The organism is Nocardiopsis akebiae, from assembly GCF_018316795.1.
Classification (GTDB): Bacteria; Actinomycetota; Actinomycetes; order Streptosporangiales; family Streptosporangiaceae; genus Nocardiopsis; species Nocardiopsis dassonvillei.
This window is the reverse complement of sequence record NZ_CP074132.1, coordinates 1020640-1037191: the sequence shown is the minus strand read 5'-3', so window position 1 is coordinate 1037191 and position 16552 is coordinate 1020640. Positions and strand designations below refer to the sequence as shown.

Annotated in this window: 11 protein-coding genes; 4 read left to right on the top strand and 7 right to left on the bottom strand. The window is 72.4% G+C overall.

Going from position 1 to position 16552, the window contains the following annotated elements:
* Positions 1–30: 30 nt before the first annotated feature.
* Together KGD83_RS04435 and KGD83_RS04430 are read right to left on the bottom strand one after the other, a co-directional pair.
* The gene (locus KGD83_RS04435) at positions 31–1173 is read right to left on the bottom strand and encodes an acetyl-CoA C-acetyltransferase (protein ID WP_212642650.1); all 1143 of its coding nucleotides are present in this window, start codon (positions 1171–1173) and stop codon (positions 31–33) included.
* Positions 1174–1272: 99 nt separating this feature from the next.
* Complete coding sequence (locus KGD83_RS04430) at positions 1273–3303, bottom strand: MDR family MFS transporter (RefSeq protein ID WP_212642649.1); 2031 nt, start codon at positions 3301–3303, stop codon at positions 1273–1275.
* Positions 3304–3526: 223 nt separating this feature from the next.
* Here KGD83_RS04430 and KGD83_RS04425 point away from each other — a divergent pair, with 223 nt between their 5' ends.
* Together KGD83_RS04425 and KGD83_RS04420 are read left to right on the top strand one after the other, a co-directional pair.
* Complete coding sequence (locus KGD83_RS04425) at positions 3527–4669, top strand: acyl-CoA dehydrogenase family protein (RefSeq protein WP_212642648.1); 1143 nt, start codon at positions 3527–3529, stop codon at positions 4667–4669.
* A 36-nt stretch (positions 4670–4705) separates the two neighbouring features.
* Positions 4706–4873 (top strand): hypothetical protein, encoded by a 168-nt coding sequence (locus KGD83_RS04420; protein WP_212642647.1) that lies wholly within the window; start codon positions 4706–4708, stop codon positions 4871–4873.
* 321 nt (positions 4874–5194) lie between these two features.
* Here KGD83_RS04420 and KGD83_RS04415 read toward each other — a convergent pair whose 3' ends face one another.
* From KGD83_RS04415 to KGD83_RS04400, 4 genes are all read right to left on the bottom strand, one after another.
* Positions 5195–7492, bottom strand: a complete 2298-nt coding sequence (locus KGD83_RS04415) for a SpoIIE family protein phosphatase (RefSeq protein WP_212642646.1) — start codon at positions 7490–7492, stop codon at positions 5195–5197.
* Between the two features lie 152 nt (positions 7493–7644).
* Positions 7645–8346, bottom strand: a complete 702-nt coding sequence (locus KGD83_RS04410; protein ID WP_212642645.1) for a metal-dependent transcriptional regulator — start codon at positions 8344–8346, stop codon at positions 7645–7647.
* Between the two features lie 386 nt (positions 8347–8732).
* Positions 8733–9386, bottom strand: a complete 654-nt coding sequence (pdxH, locus tag KGD83_RS04405; protein ID WP_212642644.1) for a pyridoxamine 5'-phosphate oxidase — start codon at positions 9384–9386, stop codon at positions 8733–8735.
* A gap of 51 nt (positions 9387–9437) precedes the next feature.
* Complete coding sequence (locus KGD83_RS04400; RefSeq protein ID WP_212642643.1) at positions 9438–13028, bottom strand: ABC transporter substrate-binding protein; 3591 nt, start codon at positions 13026–13028, stop codon at positions 9438–9440.
* Positions 13029–13255: 227 nt separating this feature from the next.
* On the opposite strand from KGD83_RS04400, the gene serC reads away from it, so the two are divergent.
* Both serC and KGD83_RS04390 read left to right on the top strand, forming a co-directional pair.
* Complete coding sequence (serC, locus tag KGD83_RS04395; RefSeq protein WP_212642642.1) at positions 13256–14386, top strand: phosphoserine transaminase; 1131 nt, start codon at positions 13256–13258, stop codon at positions 14384–14386.
* A gap of 92 nt (positions 14387–14478) precedes the next feature.
* Positions 14479–15480: a glycerophosphodiester phosphodiesterase family protein gene (locus KGD83_RS04390; protein WP_212642641.1), complete on the top strand. Its 1002-nt coding sequence runs from the start codon at positions 14479–14481 to the stop codon at positions 15478–15480.
* Between the two features lie 3 nt (positions 15481–15483).
* Here KGD83_RS04390 and KGD83_RS04385 read toward each other — a convergent pair whose 3' ends face one another.
* Positions 15484–16545 (bottom strand): hypothetical protein, encoded by a 1062-nt coding sequence (locus tag KGD83_RS04385; RefSeq protein ID WP_212642640.1) that lies wholly within the window; start codon positions 16543–16545, stop codon positions 15484–15486.
* Positions 16546–16552 lie beyond the last annotated feature (7 nt).

Here is a 16552-nt window from a genome sequence, read left to right as displayed (position 1 = left end):
CGAGCACACGGGCAGCGCGGCCCGGAGGGGCTAGACCCGCTCGATGATGGTGACGTTGGCCTGGCCGCCGCCCTCGCACATGGTCTGGAGGCCGTAGCGGCCGCCGGTGCGGTGCAGCTCTGCGACCAGCTTGGCCATGAGCACGGTGCCGGTGGCGCCCAGCGGGTGGCCGAGGGCGATGGCGCCGCCGTTGGGGTTGACCTTGGCCGGGTCCGCGCCCAACTCCTGGATCCAGGACATCGGCACCGGGGCGAAGGCCTCGTTGATCTCGGTGACGTCGATGTCGTCGATGCCCAGGCCCGCCTTCTCCAGGGCGATCCGGGTCGCCGGGATGGGCGCGGTGAGCATGTACACGGGGTCGTCGCCCACCAGTGAGAGCTGCACGATCCGGGCCAGCGGGGTCAGGCCGTGCCGCTCGACCGCCCGCTCGGAGGCGATCAGGACCGCGCCCGCGCCGACGGAGATCTGGCTGGCCACGGCGGCGGTGAGCGCCCAGCCCTCGCGCAGCGGCTTCAGGCCCGCCATCTTCTCCAGGGTGGTGTCGGGGCGCACGCCCTCGTCGCGCTCCACCCCGGCCAGGGGGGCGATCTGCTCGTCGAAGTGGCCCGCCTCCAGCGCCCGGGCCGCGCGCCGGTGGCTCTCCAGCGCGAACTCCTCCAACCGCTCGCGCTCGAAGCCCCACTTCTCGCACATGAGCTGGGCGCCGCGGAACTGGGAGACCTCCTGGTGGCCGTAGCGCTCGACCCATCCGTCGCCGTACAGGCCGAGCCCGTTGTCGAGGGCGTACTGGACGTTGGCCCCCATGGGCACCATGCCCATGTTCTCCACGCCCGAGGCCACGACGAGGTCCTGGGTGCCGGACATGACGCCCTGGGCGGCGAAGTGGACGGCCTGCTGGGAGGAGCCGCACTGGCGGTCGATGGTGACGCCGGGGACGGACTCCGGGAGGCCCGCGGAGAGCCAGGCGGTGCGGGCCAGGTCGAGCGCCTGCGGCCCGACCTGGCTGACGCAGCCCATGATGACGTCCTCGACCGCGGCCGGGTCCACCCCGGTCCGGGAGACGAGTTCCCTGAGCACGTGCGCGCCCAGGTCCGCAGGGTGCACGGCGGCCAGGGCGCCCTTCCTGGTGCCGACGGGGGTGCGTACTGCGCCGACGATGTATGCCTCGGCCACGGGGTCCTCCAAGGGCCTGGATGACGGTTACGAACCGAACTGTATTCGGTTTATCGGATCCGGCAAGTCCCCGCCCCCGCGAATTCGCCCGGCGCCCCCTCAGGCCCGGTGCGCTCCCCGCTCCAGGTGCCCGGCGTCCCCCTCGTCCCCCAGGACGTCGGTGGTGATCCGCTCCAGGGCGGCCACCACCTCGGGGTGTTCCTCGGGCCCGTAGTCGGCCAGCAGCGAGCGCAGCGCGGTCCGCTGGGCCTCGAACACACTGCGGGCGGCGGACGCGCCGCGCCGGCTCAGCTCCCAGGGCTCGCCCCCGCCCGCCAGGTAGCCCGCCTCGACCAGCTCCCGGTGGACCGGCTCCCAGTAGTCGGCGGACAGCCCGGACATCTCCACCAGCTCCCCGGGCGAGAGCGGCCCGGTCACGCCCAGGTGGCTGAGCACCCAGCACGCGCGCGGCGAGACCTCCAGGCCCGCCGCCTCGCGCAGGCGCCCGTACATCTGGTCGGCGCCCTCCCGGCCGCAGGCCCGGAACACCTCCTTCTCCACGTGCGCGATGGCGCTGCGGCTCGCGGCGGCCACGGGAGGGATGGACTCGTCCAGGTCCGGGGAGTCGATGGTGGTGCGCAGCGGGATCTGCCGCAGGAACAGCGCCAGCACGAACCCGGCCAGGGCGACCGGGACCGCGCACAGGAAGACGGTGTCCACCGCGTCCGCGTAGGCCTGCAGGAAGGACGCCTGCGCCTGCGGGGAGAGCTGGTCCAGGCTGCGCGGGTCGCTCTCCAGCGCCGCGGGGTCCACCCCGGGCGGCAGCTGGATCTGCGCGGCCCGCTCGGCCAGGTTGGCCGCCAGCTGCCCGGAGAAGACGGCGCCGAACACCGCCGTGCCGAACGACCCCCCGATGGACCGGAAGAACGTCGCCGCCGAGGTGGCCACGCCCAGGTTCGCGTAGCTGGCGGCGTTCTGCACCACCACGACCACCACCTGCATCACCAGGCCCAGGCCCACGCCGAGGACGAAGAAGTAGAGCCCCATCTGCGCCATCGAGCTCTCCGGCCCCAGCCGCGAGAGCAGGAACAGACCGAGGGAGGTCACCGCCATCCCCAGCACCGGGTAGACCTTGTAGCGGCCCGTGCGGGTGACCAGGCGCCCGCTGGTGATCGAGGTCAGGAACAGGCCCAGCACCATCGGCAGCAGGTGCAGCCCCGAGGCCGTGGGCGACAGGCCGTGCACGACCTGGAGGAACAGCGGCAGGAACGCCATCGACCCCATCATCGCGAAGCCCACGCAGAAGCCGATCGCCATGGCCACCACGATGGTCGGGTCGCGGAACAGGCTGAGCGGCATGACCGGGTCCGGAGCCCGTCGCGCGGACAGCCACCAGCCCACACCGAGCACCACGGCGGCGGCGCCGAGCCCGAGGACCTGCGGCGACGTCCACGGGTAGAGGCTGCCGCCCCAGGAGGCGACCAGCGTCAGGCAGATCGCGGTGGCGGCCAGCAGCGCGATCCCGAAGTAGTCGATGCTCTGGCGGCCGGTCGGCTGGCGGCGCGGCAGCACCACGAGCACCGTGATGAAGGCCAGGACCCCCAGCGGCAGGTTGACGTAGAACACCCACCGCCAGGACAGGTGGTCCACGAACAGTCCGCCGAGCAGCGGACCGGCCACGCTGGAGATGCCGAACACCGCGCCGAACAGCCCCTGGTACTTGCCGCGCTCGCGGGGCGAGACGACGTCGCCGATGATGGCGGAGGCCAGCACCATGAGCCCTCCGCCGCCGATGCCCTGGACCGCGCGGAAGAGGATGAGCTGGAGCATGCTCTGGGCGATCCCGCACAGGGCCGAGCCGACCAGGAAGACGGCGATGCAGGTGAGGAAGAACTGCTTGCGGCCGAACTGGTCGCCGAGCTTGCCCCACAGCGGCGTGACGGCCGTGACCGCGAGCAGGTAGGCCGTGATCACCCACGACAGGTGGTTGAGCCCGCCGAGTTCGGACACGATCGTGGGCAGCGCGGTGGACACGATCGTCTGGTCCAGGGCCGACAGCAGCACGGTGAGCATCAGCGCGCTCATGATCACCGCGATCCTGCCGCCCCGGTGCTCCCTGCGCGCCCGATGCCTGGCCTCGTACTGGGCCATGGCCCTCCCTTCCCCCGGCAGGGCCGCACGCGGTCCCGCCCCTCGGCTACCGGCTCCGCTGCCGCCACCCTAGGAAGCCTCGGTCCCGCGTCCGGCGGGAACCGCCGCACGGGCGCTGACGGGCACGGGAACTTTGCCGGGGCTTGGACTGTCCCCTTCAAAACCGAATTCGGTTCGGTTACTGTGGCGTCACGCAGGAATCCCCGACACCCCGGAGCAGAGCATGAAGCGGGATCTCTTCGACGCGGACCACGACCTCTTCCGCGCATCGGTGGCCGAGTTCCTCGAGCGCGAGGTCACACCGCGCCATCCGGAGTGGGAGGAGGACGGGATCGTGCCCCGCGGGGTGTGGACCAGGGCGGGCGAGGTCGGCCTGCTCGGCCACGGCGTGCCCGAGGAGTACGGCGGCACCGGGCTGCGGGACTTCCGCTACAACACCATCGTCAACGAGGAGATCTGCCGGGCCCGTGCCAGCGGCCTGGGCGTCACCCTCCAGAACGACGTCATGGCCCCGTACATGGTCGACCTGACCGACGACGAGCAGAAGAGGCGCTGGCTGCCGGGGTTCGCCAGCGGCGAGCTGATCACCGCCATCGCCATGACCGAGCCCGGCGCGGGCAGCGACCTCCAGGGCATCGCCACCTCGGCGGTGCGCGACGGCGACGAGTACGTCGTCAACGGCTCCAAGACCTTCATCACCAACGGCGTCAACGCCGACCTGGTGATCGTGGTCGCCCGGACCGACCCCGACGCGGGCGCGCAGGGCTTCTCCCTGATCGCGGTGGAGCGCGGCGCCCCCGGGTTCGGCCGGGGCCGCAACCTCGACAAGATCGGCATGAAGGCGCAGGACACCGCCGAGCTGTTCTTCGACGACGTGCGGGTCCCGGCGGCCAACCTCATCGGCCGGGAGGGCGGCGGGTTCGTCCACCTGATGGAGAACCTGCCCCAGGAGCGGCTGTCCATCGCCACCTGCGCGGTGGCCTCCGCCGACGCGATACTGCAGCACACCATCGCCTACTGCCGGGAGCGGACCGCCTTTGGCCGTCCGATTGGGCGCTTCCAGAACACCCGTTTCGTCCTGGCCGAGTTGGCCACCGAGGTGGACATCGCCCGCACCTACGTGGACCGCGGCATCGGCCTGCTCAACCGTGGTGAGCTGACCGTGGAGGACGCCGCCATGGCCAAGTGGTGGACCACCGAACTGTGCAACAAGGTGATGGACCGGTGCCTCCAGCTTCACGGCGGGTACGGGTACATGATGGAATACCCGGTGGCACGGGCCTGGCAGGACACCCGCATCCAGACGATCTACGGCGGCACCACCGAGATCATGAAGGAGATCGTGGGGCGCGGCCTGGGACTGTGACCGCACAACCCCCTCCCCAGAAGGGTCGGAGCTGGAATGAGCGGTGCTTGGGACGGCCTCATCGTCATGGGCCTGCTGGTCGTGCTGCTCGTGATCGGGGTGCGCAGGCTCCGGCCCCGGGTCCACATCCCGTGGACCACCAGCGGGATCGTGGTCTTCTTCGTCTTCCTGTGCCTGCTGCTGTGGGCCTGGTCCTGGCGCTAGACGGCGTTGTTCGGGGCCTCCGCTTCGCGCCCGTGTTCGGGCGTCCGGAGCACGGGAATCGGGTTGGAGCAGGCACAGCGGCGCCTCCGGTGGGACGGCTCGTGCCCACACCGTCGCCCGCCACCACCCCCGACCGACGCCTACGGCGCAGTCCTGCTCGCGGTCCCGCCTCCGGCACCTCCTGAAACCCCGTGGGCGCCCGGACCAACCCCCACAAGCCGAGACCGGGGCAGACCCCGGGCATGATCCCGCCGAAGGGACGGGCCCGGCGCGTCGCGGCGGTTCCACGACCGCGCCGGGCCCGGAGGCTGCCGCGAGGGACTAGTCCTGTCCGGCCTTCTCCCCGTCCTCGGACTTCTCCCGCTCCCCGGTCTCCTCGGAGTGCATGGGCATCTCGAACCAGACCGCCTTGCCGTCCGGGGTCGGACGCGCCCCCCACCGGGTGGCCAGCTGCTCGACCAGGTACAGGCCGCGGCCGCCCTCGTCGTCGGCGGCGGCGCTGCGGATGCGGGGCAGGCGCAGGTCGTTGTCGAAGACCTCCACCCACACCGTGTTCGCGCCCCGCCGCAGCCGCAGCAGGAACTCCTTCTCCCCAGCGTCCTCGGCGGGTTCGTCGGTCTCCTCGGCCACCGCCTCCAGCAGGTCGCTCCAGTCCTCGTCGAACTCGTCGGCCACCTCGTCGAGCGGGGTCTCGGAGTCCAGCACCCCTCCGCCGGTGAACTCGCGGTGCACCGGGTGCGGGGTGGCGTGGATGACGACGTTGGTGACGATCTCCGAGACCAGCAGGCAGGCCAGCTCGGCCTGGTCGCGGTCCACTCCCCACTCGCTGAAGGTGTGGGCCGCCATGTGGCGGGCCTCGCCCACGGTGGAGGCCTCCGAGGGGAACCAGCCCTCGCGCAGCGCCAGCTCCTCGGAGTGGGTGCGCACGACCAGCAGCGCGGTGTCGTCGTGGTGTTCGCCCGGGACGCTGTGCGCGGCCGCCTCGGCGATCTGGTCCACGTCCTTGTCGGCGACCTCGGCCACCCGCTCCGACAGCAGCTGGAAGGCGCTCTCGGGATCCGCGCTGCCCCCGGCCGGACGCCGGTCCACGAGCCCGTCGGTGTACAGGACCAGGGTGGCGCCGATGGGCAGGCGCAGGTTGGCCTGGTGGTAGACCACGTCCTCGCCCGATCCGCCCTTGGCCCGCACGCCCAGCATGCGGTCGGTGACCTCCAGGTCGATCTTCTCCACCGACTCGGAGGTGACCAGCAGCGGGGGCGCGTGCCCGGCGTTGGCGTAGGACAGCTCGCGCGACCAGGCGTCGTAGACCATGTACAGGCAGCTGACGCTGGGGATCCAGGTGCCGCCCTCCTCGTCCTCCTGGCCCAGCTGGCGGACCCACTCGTCGAGTTCGCGCAGGATGTCGGCGGGCTCGCGGTCGGCCTGGGCGAAGGCGCGCAGCGCGGCGCGCAGCTGGCCCATGACGGCGGCGGCGTGCGGGCCGCGGCCCTCGACGTCGCCGATGACCAGCCCCACTCGTCCGGCGGAGAGCGGGATGGCGTCGTAGAAGTCCCCGCCGATCTGGGTCTGGACCCCGTACCCGTCGGAGCGCATCGGCCCCGCGGGCAGGTAGCGGTGGGCCGCGGTCAGCCCGTCCAGCCGGGGCAGGCTGCTGGGCAGCAGGCTGCGCTGGAAGGCCAGCGCGGTGCTGCGCTCCTGCTCGAACAGGCGGGCGTTGTCGATGGCCAGGGCCACCCGGGAGGCGATGGCCCCCACGAGGTCGCGGTCGAAGCCCCCGTAGGTGCTCTTCTGCCGCGGGGAGAGCCCGGACAGCGCCAGGGTGAGCACGCCCAGCACCTCGCCGCGGGCCCGCAGCGGGGCGGCGATGGCGGAGGTGACGCCGACCTGGCGCGAGACCTGGTCGGAGCGCGTGCTGGGCGAGTTCTCGAACAGGTACTCGCTGCTGACCACCGTCTCCAGGCGGCGCAGGGCCTGGGTGACGAAGTGGCGTTCGGGGTAGCGGACCTCGTCGCCGACCTCGAACCAGGTGCGCGGCGGGGGCGTCCACCCCTCGGCGTGCACCGACACCTGTCTGACCAGGCGGTCGCGGTCGTAGAGGTCGATGAAGCAGTGGTCGGCGAACTGCGGCACGAGGATGCCCGCGACCCCCCTGACCGTGGAGTCGAACTCCAGCGAGCTGGTCAGGCGGCTGCCGATGCGCTCCAGCAGGCCGTACTGCTCCTCCACCCGTCCGCTGCGCAGTGCCTCCCTGGCGATCAGGGTGATGCCGTCGATCTCGCCGGACTCATCGCGTATGGGCACGGCCTGGGCGCGCACGTGGATCCAGGTCGAGTCGCCCCGGAGCACGGCGAAGGTGCCCTCCCACGGCTCCCCGCGCAGGACGCGCCGGGCCAGCTGGGAGGCGTGCTCGCGGTCGGACTCGTGGATGCCGATGTCGAGCAGGGAGAGGCCGACGTAGTCGCGACCGCCCACGAACCCGAACAGCTCGCGCGCGAAGGGGTTCCAGTAGCGCAGGAGGCTGGCGCGGTCGATGACGACGATGGCGATCTGTGCCTGCTCAGCCACGGCGGCCGCGGCGAGCGCGTCACCCTTGGGGAAGGGCTCACCCCACCGTGTCATCTAGCCGCCACCTCGCCGTCATGAGCTGCATACATGCCCGCTCCGGGTACCCCGAACGACCGCACCTTGGAGCGAGCGTAGCAACACCGTCAACGTTCCCGCAGCGCAATGTGACAATCCTGATGAGCAACCAATCAACGCGTCCGTACGGTTCACGGCTTGGCGACGAAGACGTGCCCGGCGACGAGCGCCGAGAGCTCGGTTTCCCCGGTCTCACCGTCGATCACGCGGACCCCGTCGTCACAGGCTCGCAAGACCACTTCCTGTCCCGGTTGTACCCCGGATCGGCGCAAGGTGAGCATGATGTCGGCGTCCGACTGGATCTGCTCGCTGATACGCCGCACGGTGACCGTCGTCTCGCTGTTCCCTGCGACGTCGATCATCGGGACGATGGAGTCGTCGGTGAAGGGCTCGGGGGAGTAGTCCTCCAGGCCCAGCTCGTCCAGGCCCGGGATCGGGTTGCCGTGCGGGCAGACCGAGGGGGCGTTGAGCAGCGTGACCAGACGCTCCTCCACCGCCTCGGAGATGACGTGCTCCCAGCGGCAGGCCTCGATGTGCACGTCCTCCCAGGGGAGTCCGATGACGTCCACGAGCAGGCGCTCGGCGAGCCGGTGCTTGCGCATGACGTGGGTGGCCAGACGGCGCCCCTCGGCGGTCATGACCAGGTGCCTGTCGTTCTCCACCCGCAGCAGGCCGTCGCGCTCCATACGGGCCACGGTCTGGCTCACCGTGGGGCCGCTCTGGTGCAGGCGTTCGGCGATACGGGCCCGAAGCGGGACGATGCCCTCCTCTTCGAGCTCGAAGACCGTACGGAGGTACATCTCCGTGGTGTCGATCAGCCCGTGTGCGGTCAAGTCTCCCCTCCCAAGGCTCTGTGCCCGGCGCGCGGTCACGACGGGCACGGCGGGTCTCTCACAACACAGGCCGGGGCGACGTGATTCCCAGGGGCCGAGTGGGGACCGGGGCGTCCGCAGGACCGCGGGAGCGACCACCGATACACGCAAGCATATCGCGGCGCGGGGCGCCCGGATTTCTGCCCGGTCTCACGATGCGGATACGTTCTGCCCCGCGCCGCAAGGGCACTTGGTCCCGCCGACGGGGGCCTTCCAGCCCACCGCGTGCGCCGGAGGGGCGCGGGGTCGGCGTCCACCTGCGGGAACGGCCTCCCGAACTCGCGTACGAAGCGGCCAAGATCACTCTCGGGAGCGGAGCGGTACGAGCGCGTCACCCGACGGCCCGGTCAGGGGGCCAGGCGCTCGACGCTCCATGAGCCGTCGGGCTCGCGCAGGTAGCGGAACCGGTCGTGCATGCGGTCGGCGCCGCCCTGCCAGAACTCCACCTCGCTCGGCACGAGCCGGAAGCCGCCCCAGTAGGCGGGCCGGGGGATCTCCTCCTCGGCGGCCCAGACCGTGTCGAACTCCCGGTAGAGCCGGTCGAGCTCGGCCCGGTCCGCCACCGGCCGCGACTGGCGCTCGCTGGCCCAGGCGCCCAGCTGGGAGCCGCGCGGGCGCGAGGCGAAGTAGCGGTCGTTCTCCTCGTCGCTGAGCCGCTCCACCCGTCCGGCCAGCAGGACCTGGCGCCGGACGGCGTGCCAGGGGAAGACCGCGCTGGCGCGCGGGTCGGCCTCCAGGGCCAGTCCCTTGCGCGAGGTGTAGTTGGTGAAGAAGCGCAGCCCCGTGCTGTCGTAGCCCTTCATCAGCACGGTGCGGGCGCGGGGCATGCCCGAGGGCTCGACGGACGCCAGGACCATGGCGTTGGGTTCGGCCAGACCGGAGTCGTAGGCCTCGTCGAACCACAGGTGGAACTGCGTCATGGGGTGGTCGGCGAGCCCGGAGCGCCTCAGGGGTGCGCCCAGGTACGGTTTGCGCAGTTCGGCGGGGTCTTGGTGGTCCACACGGGGCATCCTCTCGCGTCGGGTGCCGCGCGCGCCACCCGGACCCGCGCGTCAGGCGCAGGCCGGTCCGGGGTCGACCGTGCCCGTGCTGACCTGGCCGCAGGCGGCGATCACGTGCTGGCGTTCGCCGTCCGAGCCGAGCGGGCCGACCACGACGAGCTGGACCATGCGGTCGCGGTACCAGTTGCCCTCGGAGGGCTCCCCGAAGCCGAGGTAGCCGGAGACGGCGGACAGGTTGCGCGTGCCCTGGATGTTCTCCACGAGCGCCTGCTGCTCCTGCTCGTACCCGGTGTCGGTGCCCAGGAACGGCGAGGGCCGCTCGGTGGGCGCGGCAGAGGCCTCCCGGGGCCCGGCGCCCTCGGGAAGGGGGTGCGGGATGCGCCGCAGCGCGCGCGAGACCACCTTGAGCGCGTCGTTGGCGATGGCGGCGTGGGTGATCGAGGGCATGCCGCCGTCGGCCGCCACCGCCTCGGCGTCGCTCCCCTGCTCCGGCTCCTCCTCGGCCTCCTCGTCCTCCCCCTCGTCGGGGTAGAGCTCCGCGATGAGGGTCTGTGCGTCGTTGTAGAAGGAGCGTTCGCTGGCCTGCGTGTACTGGCTCCAGGCGCCGCTGGCGGCGAGCGGGGTGTAGAAGACGGGGTACCCGGAGGCGTGGCCGAGCGTCTCGGCGTGGTCGGTGACGAACTTGGCGATGTCGTCCCCGCCGAGGACGTCGACACCGGCCTCCACGCACATCCCCTCCTCCTGGACCTGGTTGTGGAAGTCCATGAAGTCGGTGGAGCGGCCCGCGAAGTAGATGACGTCTGGCGGGTCCTCGGCGCACACCCTCGACAGCTGGTCGGCCTGGGTGGGACCGCCGTCCTGGTAGGGCAGCACGCCGGGGAAGGGGGCGGTGCTGTCGTCGGCGAGGGTGACCGGGTCCGTATCCCCGCCGTCCGTCCAGTACTGGCCGCCCAGGGCGCGGAAGGCGTTCATGAACTCCACCGCCAGGTGGGGGCCGTAGCTCTCCCCCTCCTGGTTGTCGGCGATGGCCACGGCGGTGCGGGCGGGCCCCAGGGACTCGGCCTCCTCCCCCTCGGCCAGTCCCTCGCCCGTCCAGGGCACGCCGCGGTAGGACCACCGGGCGGCCTGTTCGGCCAGGCGGGTGTTGGAGGGCGCCACGGGGAAGAAGTACTGGCTGTACTTGCCCGAGGTCTCCATGGCCACGTCGTCGAAGGTGGCGGTGGTGCCGACCATGGGGATCCGGGCACCGCTGAGGACGCGGACGGCCTCGGTGTTGGGCTGGACGCTGTGGCCGAAGCCGACGGCGGCAACGGGCCGGTCCATGCCCAGGCCCTCGTCCCGGGCGCGTTCGACGATCGTCTCGGCGGTCTCGCGCGCGTACCGCCAGCCCTCGCCGGTGTTGGCGAGCAGGATCTTGATCCGGGGCAGGGAGGAGTCGCCCGAGGCGTTGTGCTCGGCCTGCTGGTGGGCCAGGCCCAGCAGTTCGCCCTGGACCCCGGCCAGGGTCAGGTCGCTGGCCCCGGTGACGCTGAGTTCGGCGACGTAGGCGATGGTGACGTGGTTCTCGTCGTCCTCGTCGATGCGCTCGTTCTGCTCGTGGATGCGCTCGGTGACCTCGCGCAGGCGCTCGTGGAAGACGAAGTCGCCGAAGGTCACCCCGACGCAGTCCTCGCCGTGCCGTTCGATGCCCCGGGGCGTCCAGATCCCGCCCGACGCACACGGGTTGAAGCGCTCGGCAACGACCGGGCCGACCACCCACAGCGCCAGGACGGCGACGGCTGTGACCGCGGCGGTGGCCGTGGCCGCGACCCCGGCGACCGCCCCGGCGGTGAGCACCCGGTTGCTCTCGGGCGGGTCGGGGTTGCCCGCCCAGGCGGCGGAGTCGGCCGGAACCCGCTGGGTGAGCAGCCGGGAGCGGCCCAGCACCCCGGCGGCGTGGCGCTCGCGGAGCCACCGCGACACCGCCTCCTCGGGACGGCTGCCGTTCTCGGCCTCGGGCAGCGTGGGGTAGCGGGAGACGTCCACCCGGTCGTCCGCCAGCGGCCGGGCGCCGCGGTCGCGCACCTGTACGACGAGCAGGGGGTCGGGGAAGGCACGGCGCAGCCGCTCGTCCTCGACGAGGCGGACCAGGTAGCGGCCGACCCGGTCGAGGCGGGCCTGGTCCACGAGGAGCACGGGGCGCTGGCGGCGCCCGCGGCGCGGGTAGGGCGAACGGCGCCCCGGGGAGCCGCCGTGGGTGTGCGCGAGGTCGTCGAGGAAGGCGTTGACGGCGAGCCGGTGGACGCCGGGCGGGCGCTCCCCGCGCGGGCGTTCGGCGGCGTCGTCCCCCTCGCGCTCGGGCCGCTCCTGCGGGGGCACGACCGCGACGACCGCGTGCCGCCGTCGGCGCGCGGCCAGGGGCCTCCACCAGCCGTCGTGCGCGGGCGTGGTGTCGGGACGCTCGGGACGGCGGCCGTCCCCGGCGCCGTCCGGCTCGCCGCGTCCCGCGTCGGCCCCGGGGTCGCGGACGAAACGCCCGGTGAGCCGGCGGCGGTTGAGCAGGTTGAGGACGTGGACGCCGCGGGCGCGGTGGTTGCGGGGGACCGACTCCTTGTCCTCGCTGGCCGCTTGGGTGTCCACCACGTACCGGTGGTGGTTGAGCCAGCGGTAGGAGCGCCAGGGCAGGACGAGGAAGAGGCCGAGGCAGGCGTAGACGACCGCCAGCAGCAGGCCCACGCCCACCGTGACCAGGTTGTTCAGCCCTTGGAGCACGAGCCCGAAGAGACCGGCGACGACACCGCCCAGGATGACGGGCGCGGCCAGGGTGGCGAGGTTGAGGAGGAAGCCCCAGGGGGTGAGCACGTGCGTGTCGGCCTTGCCGAAGGTCACCCGGCCGGTGAGGCGGGCGACGAACACGGCGGTCCGCTGGAAGGCGCGGTCGTAGAGGCCGCGCAGGCCCGAGCGCAGACGGTGGGGGTAGCGGCGCACGGCCCCGGCGTCCCGCGCCGCCCGGTCGGCGTCGCGGTCCGCGCCCCGGCCGTGTTCGAGCTTGGCCCTGCTCAGCTCGGCGACGACGTAGATCTGCGCCTTGGCGTTGGCGTCGAGGTCGGCTTCGTCCTGGACGACCTCCTCCCCCGAGACCGCGGAGCGGATGGCGCCGAGCCTGCACACGCGCAGCCACAGCAGGGAGCGCAGCCGCTCGAAGCGGGGCCAGGGCGGGGGCCTGCGCCAGCGCCTGCCGGAGGGCCGCACGGCGTCGGCCTCGGCCAGGAGGCCCGACATCAGGTCGTAGAGCTCCTCGGTGGTGGCGTAGGCCTCGTGCGGCCGGGACCGCGCCTGGTGCGCGGGGGCGCCGGACCGGCTCAGGGGCAGCCGCCAGACCGGCTGGTCGCCGCAGCGCTCGGTGAGCACCTCCAGCAGGACGTCGCGGTCGGCGCCCTCCTCCAACTCCAGGTCGAGCACGGGCGGGGGCTCGGCCACGTCGCCGCGCTGGGCGCCGCCGCGGTTGCCGACGGGGAGCCTGCGGGCGGCCCGCCGCTCCATCCTGCCCACGAGGCGGGCGTCGGCCCGGGTGGGGCGCACACGCAGGGCGTCGAAGACCCTCAGGAAGGAGCTGCCCTCACTCCGGCGGAAGGTCTCGGGGTCGGTGCTGCTGTCGGCCACGTGTGGATGCCCCTCCGTATCGCGCGTCGTGTTCTGGCGTTCCCCCCGAAACCTCTCCCATAAGACCGCACTCCTAGCGGAAAATGCACCTGTATGAATTGAAATGCGACTGGCCTATACCGGCCAGAACCTCTGGGAACGTGACATAGCGTCCGCTCCCCCGCGCCGTTTCGGGCGTCCCAACAGCGGCCCTGACCGGCCCCGCCGCCTCCGCCGCCACTACGCTGGTGGGCGTGACCGACGAGATTCAGATCCCCGCGAACCTGCTGCCCTCCGACGGCCGTTTCGGCAGTGGCCCGTCCAAAGTCCGCCCCGCCCAGATCGAGGCCCTGGCCGCCTCCGGCTCCCGCTACATGGGCACCTCCCACCGGCAGAAGCCGGTCAAGTCCCTGGTCTCCCGGGTGCGCGCCGGGGTGAGCGAGCTGTTCTCCCTCCCCGACGGCTACGAGGTGGTCCTGGGCAACGGCGGCACCACCGCCTTCTGGGACATCGCCGCGCACGGCCTGCTGCGCGAGAAGTCCCAGCACCTGTCCTTCGGAGAGTTCTCCAGCAAGTTCGCGAAGGTCGCCGAGGGCGCGCCCTGGCTCCAGGAGCCCACCGTCATCAGCACCGACCCGGGCAGCCACGGCGAGCCCGTGGCCGAGGCCGGCGTGGACGTGTACGCGCTGACCCACAACGAGACGTCCACCGGTGTGGCCGCGCCCATCGGGCGCGTGGCGGGCGCCGACGAGGACGCGCTCGTCCTGGTGGACGCCACCAGCGGAGCGGGCGGCCTGCCGGTCGACATCGCCGAGACCGACGTCTACTACTTCGCGCCGCAGAAGAGCTTCGCCGCCGACGGCGGGCTGTGGCTGGCCGTCATGTCGCCCCGGGCTCTGGCCCGCGTGGAGGAGATCGCGGCGAGCGGCCGCTACGTGCCGGAGTTCTTCTCGCTGCCCACGGCGGTCGACAACTCCCGCAAGGACCAGACCTACAACACCCCGGCCGTGGCCACGCTGCTGCTGCTCGCCGAGCAGCTGGAGTGGATGAACGGCCGGGGCGGCCTGGAGTGGACCGTGGCGCGCACCGCCGAGTCCTCCTCGGTCCTCTACGACTGGGCGGAGAAGTCGCCGGTCGCGACGCCGTTCGTCACCGACCCGGCCAAGCGCTCGCAGGTGGTCGGCACCATCGACTTCAGCGACGACGTGGACGCCGCCGCGGTGGCCAGGGTCCTGCGCGCCAACGGCGTGGTCGACACCGAGCCCTACCGCAAGCTGGGCCGCAACCAGCTGCGCGTGGCCATGTTCCCGGCGATCGACCCGGACGACGTGCGCGCGCTCACCGAGTGCGTGGACCACGTGCTCACCAAGCTGTCCTGACCCGTCCGCCCCGCGTTGCACAATGGAGGCCGACCCGCGTCGGGTCGGCCTCCCCCTCTTCCCGGCATCTCGCTTCTCAGGACGGTTCGGCTGTGCGCAGGAACAAGAAGGAACCCCCCATCAAGATCATCTCGCACCGCGGGGCGTCGGGGCACCGCCCCGAGCACACGCTGGCCTCATACGAGCTGGGGGCCCGGCACGGCGGCGACTTCATCGAGATGGACCTGGTCTCGACCAGGGACGGGAGGCTGGTCTGCCGCCACGAGCAGGAGATCGGCGGGACCACTGACGTGGCCGAGCACCCCGAGTTCGCCGACCGGCGCACCACGCGCACCGTCGACGGGCGCGAGGTGACCGGGTTCTTCGCCCAGGACTTCACGCTGGAGGAGATCCGGACCCTGCGCGCGGTGGAGCGCCTCAAGGACGTGCGCGCGGACAACGCCGTGATGGACGGGACCTACGGGATCCCGACCCTGGAGGAGGTCGTCGAGCTGGCGCTGGCGCTGACCAAGGAGCTGGGCCGCCCGATCGGGATCTACCCCGAGACCAAGCACCCCGCCTACCACGAGGCGCAGGGCCTGGAGCTGGAGCCGGTGCTGATCGAGGCCCTGCGCGGGGCGGGGCTGACGGGCCCGGAGCCGCTGGTGCCGGTGTTCCTCCAGTCCTTCGAGGCCGAGAGCCTGCGCAAGCTGGCCGTGACGGAGCTGCCGCTGGTCTACCTCATGGGCGCCGAGGAGCACTGGCTGCACCACACGACGCCGGACGGCCTGGCCGAGGTGGCGACGTTCGCGCACGCCATCGGCCCGGCCAAGAGCCTGGTCGTGCCCGTCGAGGACGGGGTGCTCGGGGAGCCGACCGACCTGGTGGAGAACGCGCACGCGGCCGGGCTACTGGTGCACCCGTACACGTTCCGCAGCGAGAACCACTTCCTCCCCGCGGAGTTGAGGTCGGAAGGCGGGCCGGGCGACTACGGGTCCTTCGCCGCCGAGTACGAGGCCTTCTTCGAGGCCGGGGTGGACGGCGTGTTCACCGACTTCTCCCGGCACGCCTTCCTGGCGCGCGAGCACTTCCTGGACCCGCAGCCCGAGGGGTAGGGGTCAGCCCCGTCGGGCCAGCAGGACGATCGCGACGATGACCAGCGCGGCGACCGCGCCGCCGCCCACGATGAAGGGCAGCGCCCCGCGCGTCTCGGGCTCGACGGTCCCGCCCTCCCCCCCGGGCGACTCCTGCGCGGCGACCTCCCGCACCGGGGGCTCCTCGGCGAGGTAGCGGTCCTCCAGGGGAATCCGCCAGACCGGTGCCCCGGGCCCCTCGGTCCCGGCCATGAGGGCGGTGCCGTCGGGCGTGAAGGCGACGGCCTCGCCCTGGTCGGACTCGGGCAGGTCGAAGGCGCCCAGGGAGGATCCGGGCACCCCCTCGGTGGCGTCGTAGACCGTGGCCCCCCAGTAGGTGCGGATCACGTAGCGGCTGCCGTCCGGGCTGAAGGCGGCGTCGGTGGCGAACAGGGGCGCCGAGTCGATCCGCTCCAGGACGTGCCCGGCCCCGGGTTCGAGGTCCTCCGGCGCCGCGTACAGGCCGCCGGAGAACTCCTTGGAGACCACGTACATCCGGCCGTCGCGGGGGTCGACCATCAGCGACTCGGCGTCGCGTCCCCCGTCCTCGTAGGTGAAGGTGAACACCTGCGGGTCGACCGCCGTGTCGGCGAGCGCCTCGGGTTCGGGGAAGCGGTGGACGCTGACGTCGGGCCAGCCCCCGTTGAAGTTGTCGCCGATGTCGGCCACCAGGACCGACGGCGTCCCGTCTGGAGCCTCGGCGACCGTGATCGCCTCCCAGTCGCGGCGGTCCAGGTTCAGCGTGACCGTGGCGAGCGTGCGGCCCTCCTCGTCGACCGCGTACACCTCGTTCAGGTGCTCACCGCTGTCGTTGTGGGTCCACCACACGCCTTCGTGCAGCAGGGAGGGGGCGATTCCGCTGGACTCGGAGATCTTCGGGTCCTGGAACTCGAAGGCGATCTCGGAGCCCTCGGGCCCCTCGCCTCCGCGGGGGTAGTCGACACCACCGGTGCCGGGGTCGCTCGGGTCACCGGGGAAGGCCAGGGCAGGGGCGGCCGGGAGGGTCGCGAAGAGGGCTGCGGCGGCAAGAACGAGCGGAGTTCTCATGACCGAC

Excerpts from the sequence above, each read along its gene's own strand:
- KGD83_RS04430 (WP_212642649.1), bottom strand. The coding sequence starts at position 3,303 with ATGGCCCAGTACGAGGCCAGGCATCGGGCGCGCAGGGAGCACCGGGGC.
- KGD83_RS04425 (WP_212642648.1), top strand. The coding sequence starts at position 3,527 with ATGAAGCGGGATCTCTTCGACGCGGACCACGACCTCTTCCGCGCATCG.
- KGD83_RS04420 (WP_212642647.1), top strand. The coding sequence starts at position 4,706 with ATGAGCGGTGCTTGGGACGGCCTCATCGTCATGGGCCTGCTGGTCGTG.
- KGD83_RS04415 (WP_212642646.1), bottom strand. The coding sequence starts at position 7,492 with ATGACACGGTGGGGTGAGCCCTTCCCCAAGGGTGACGCGCTCGCCGCG.
- KGD83_RS04385 (WP_212642640.1), bottom strand. The coding sequence starts at position 16,545 with ATGAGAACTCCGCTCGTTCTTGCCGCCGCAGCCCTCTTCGCGACCCTC.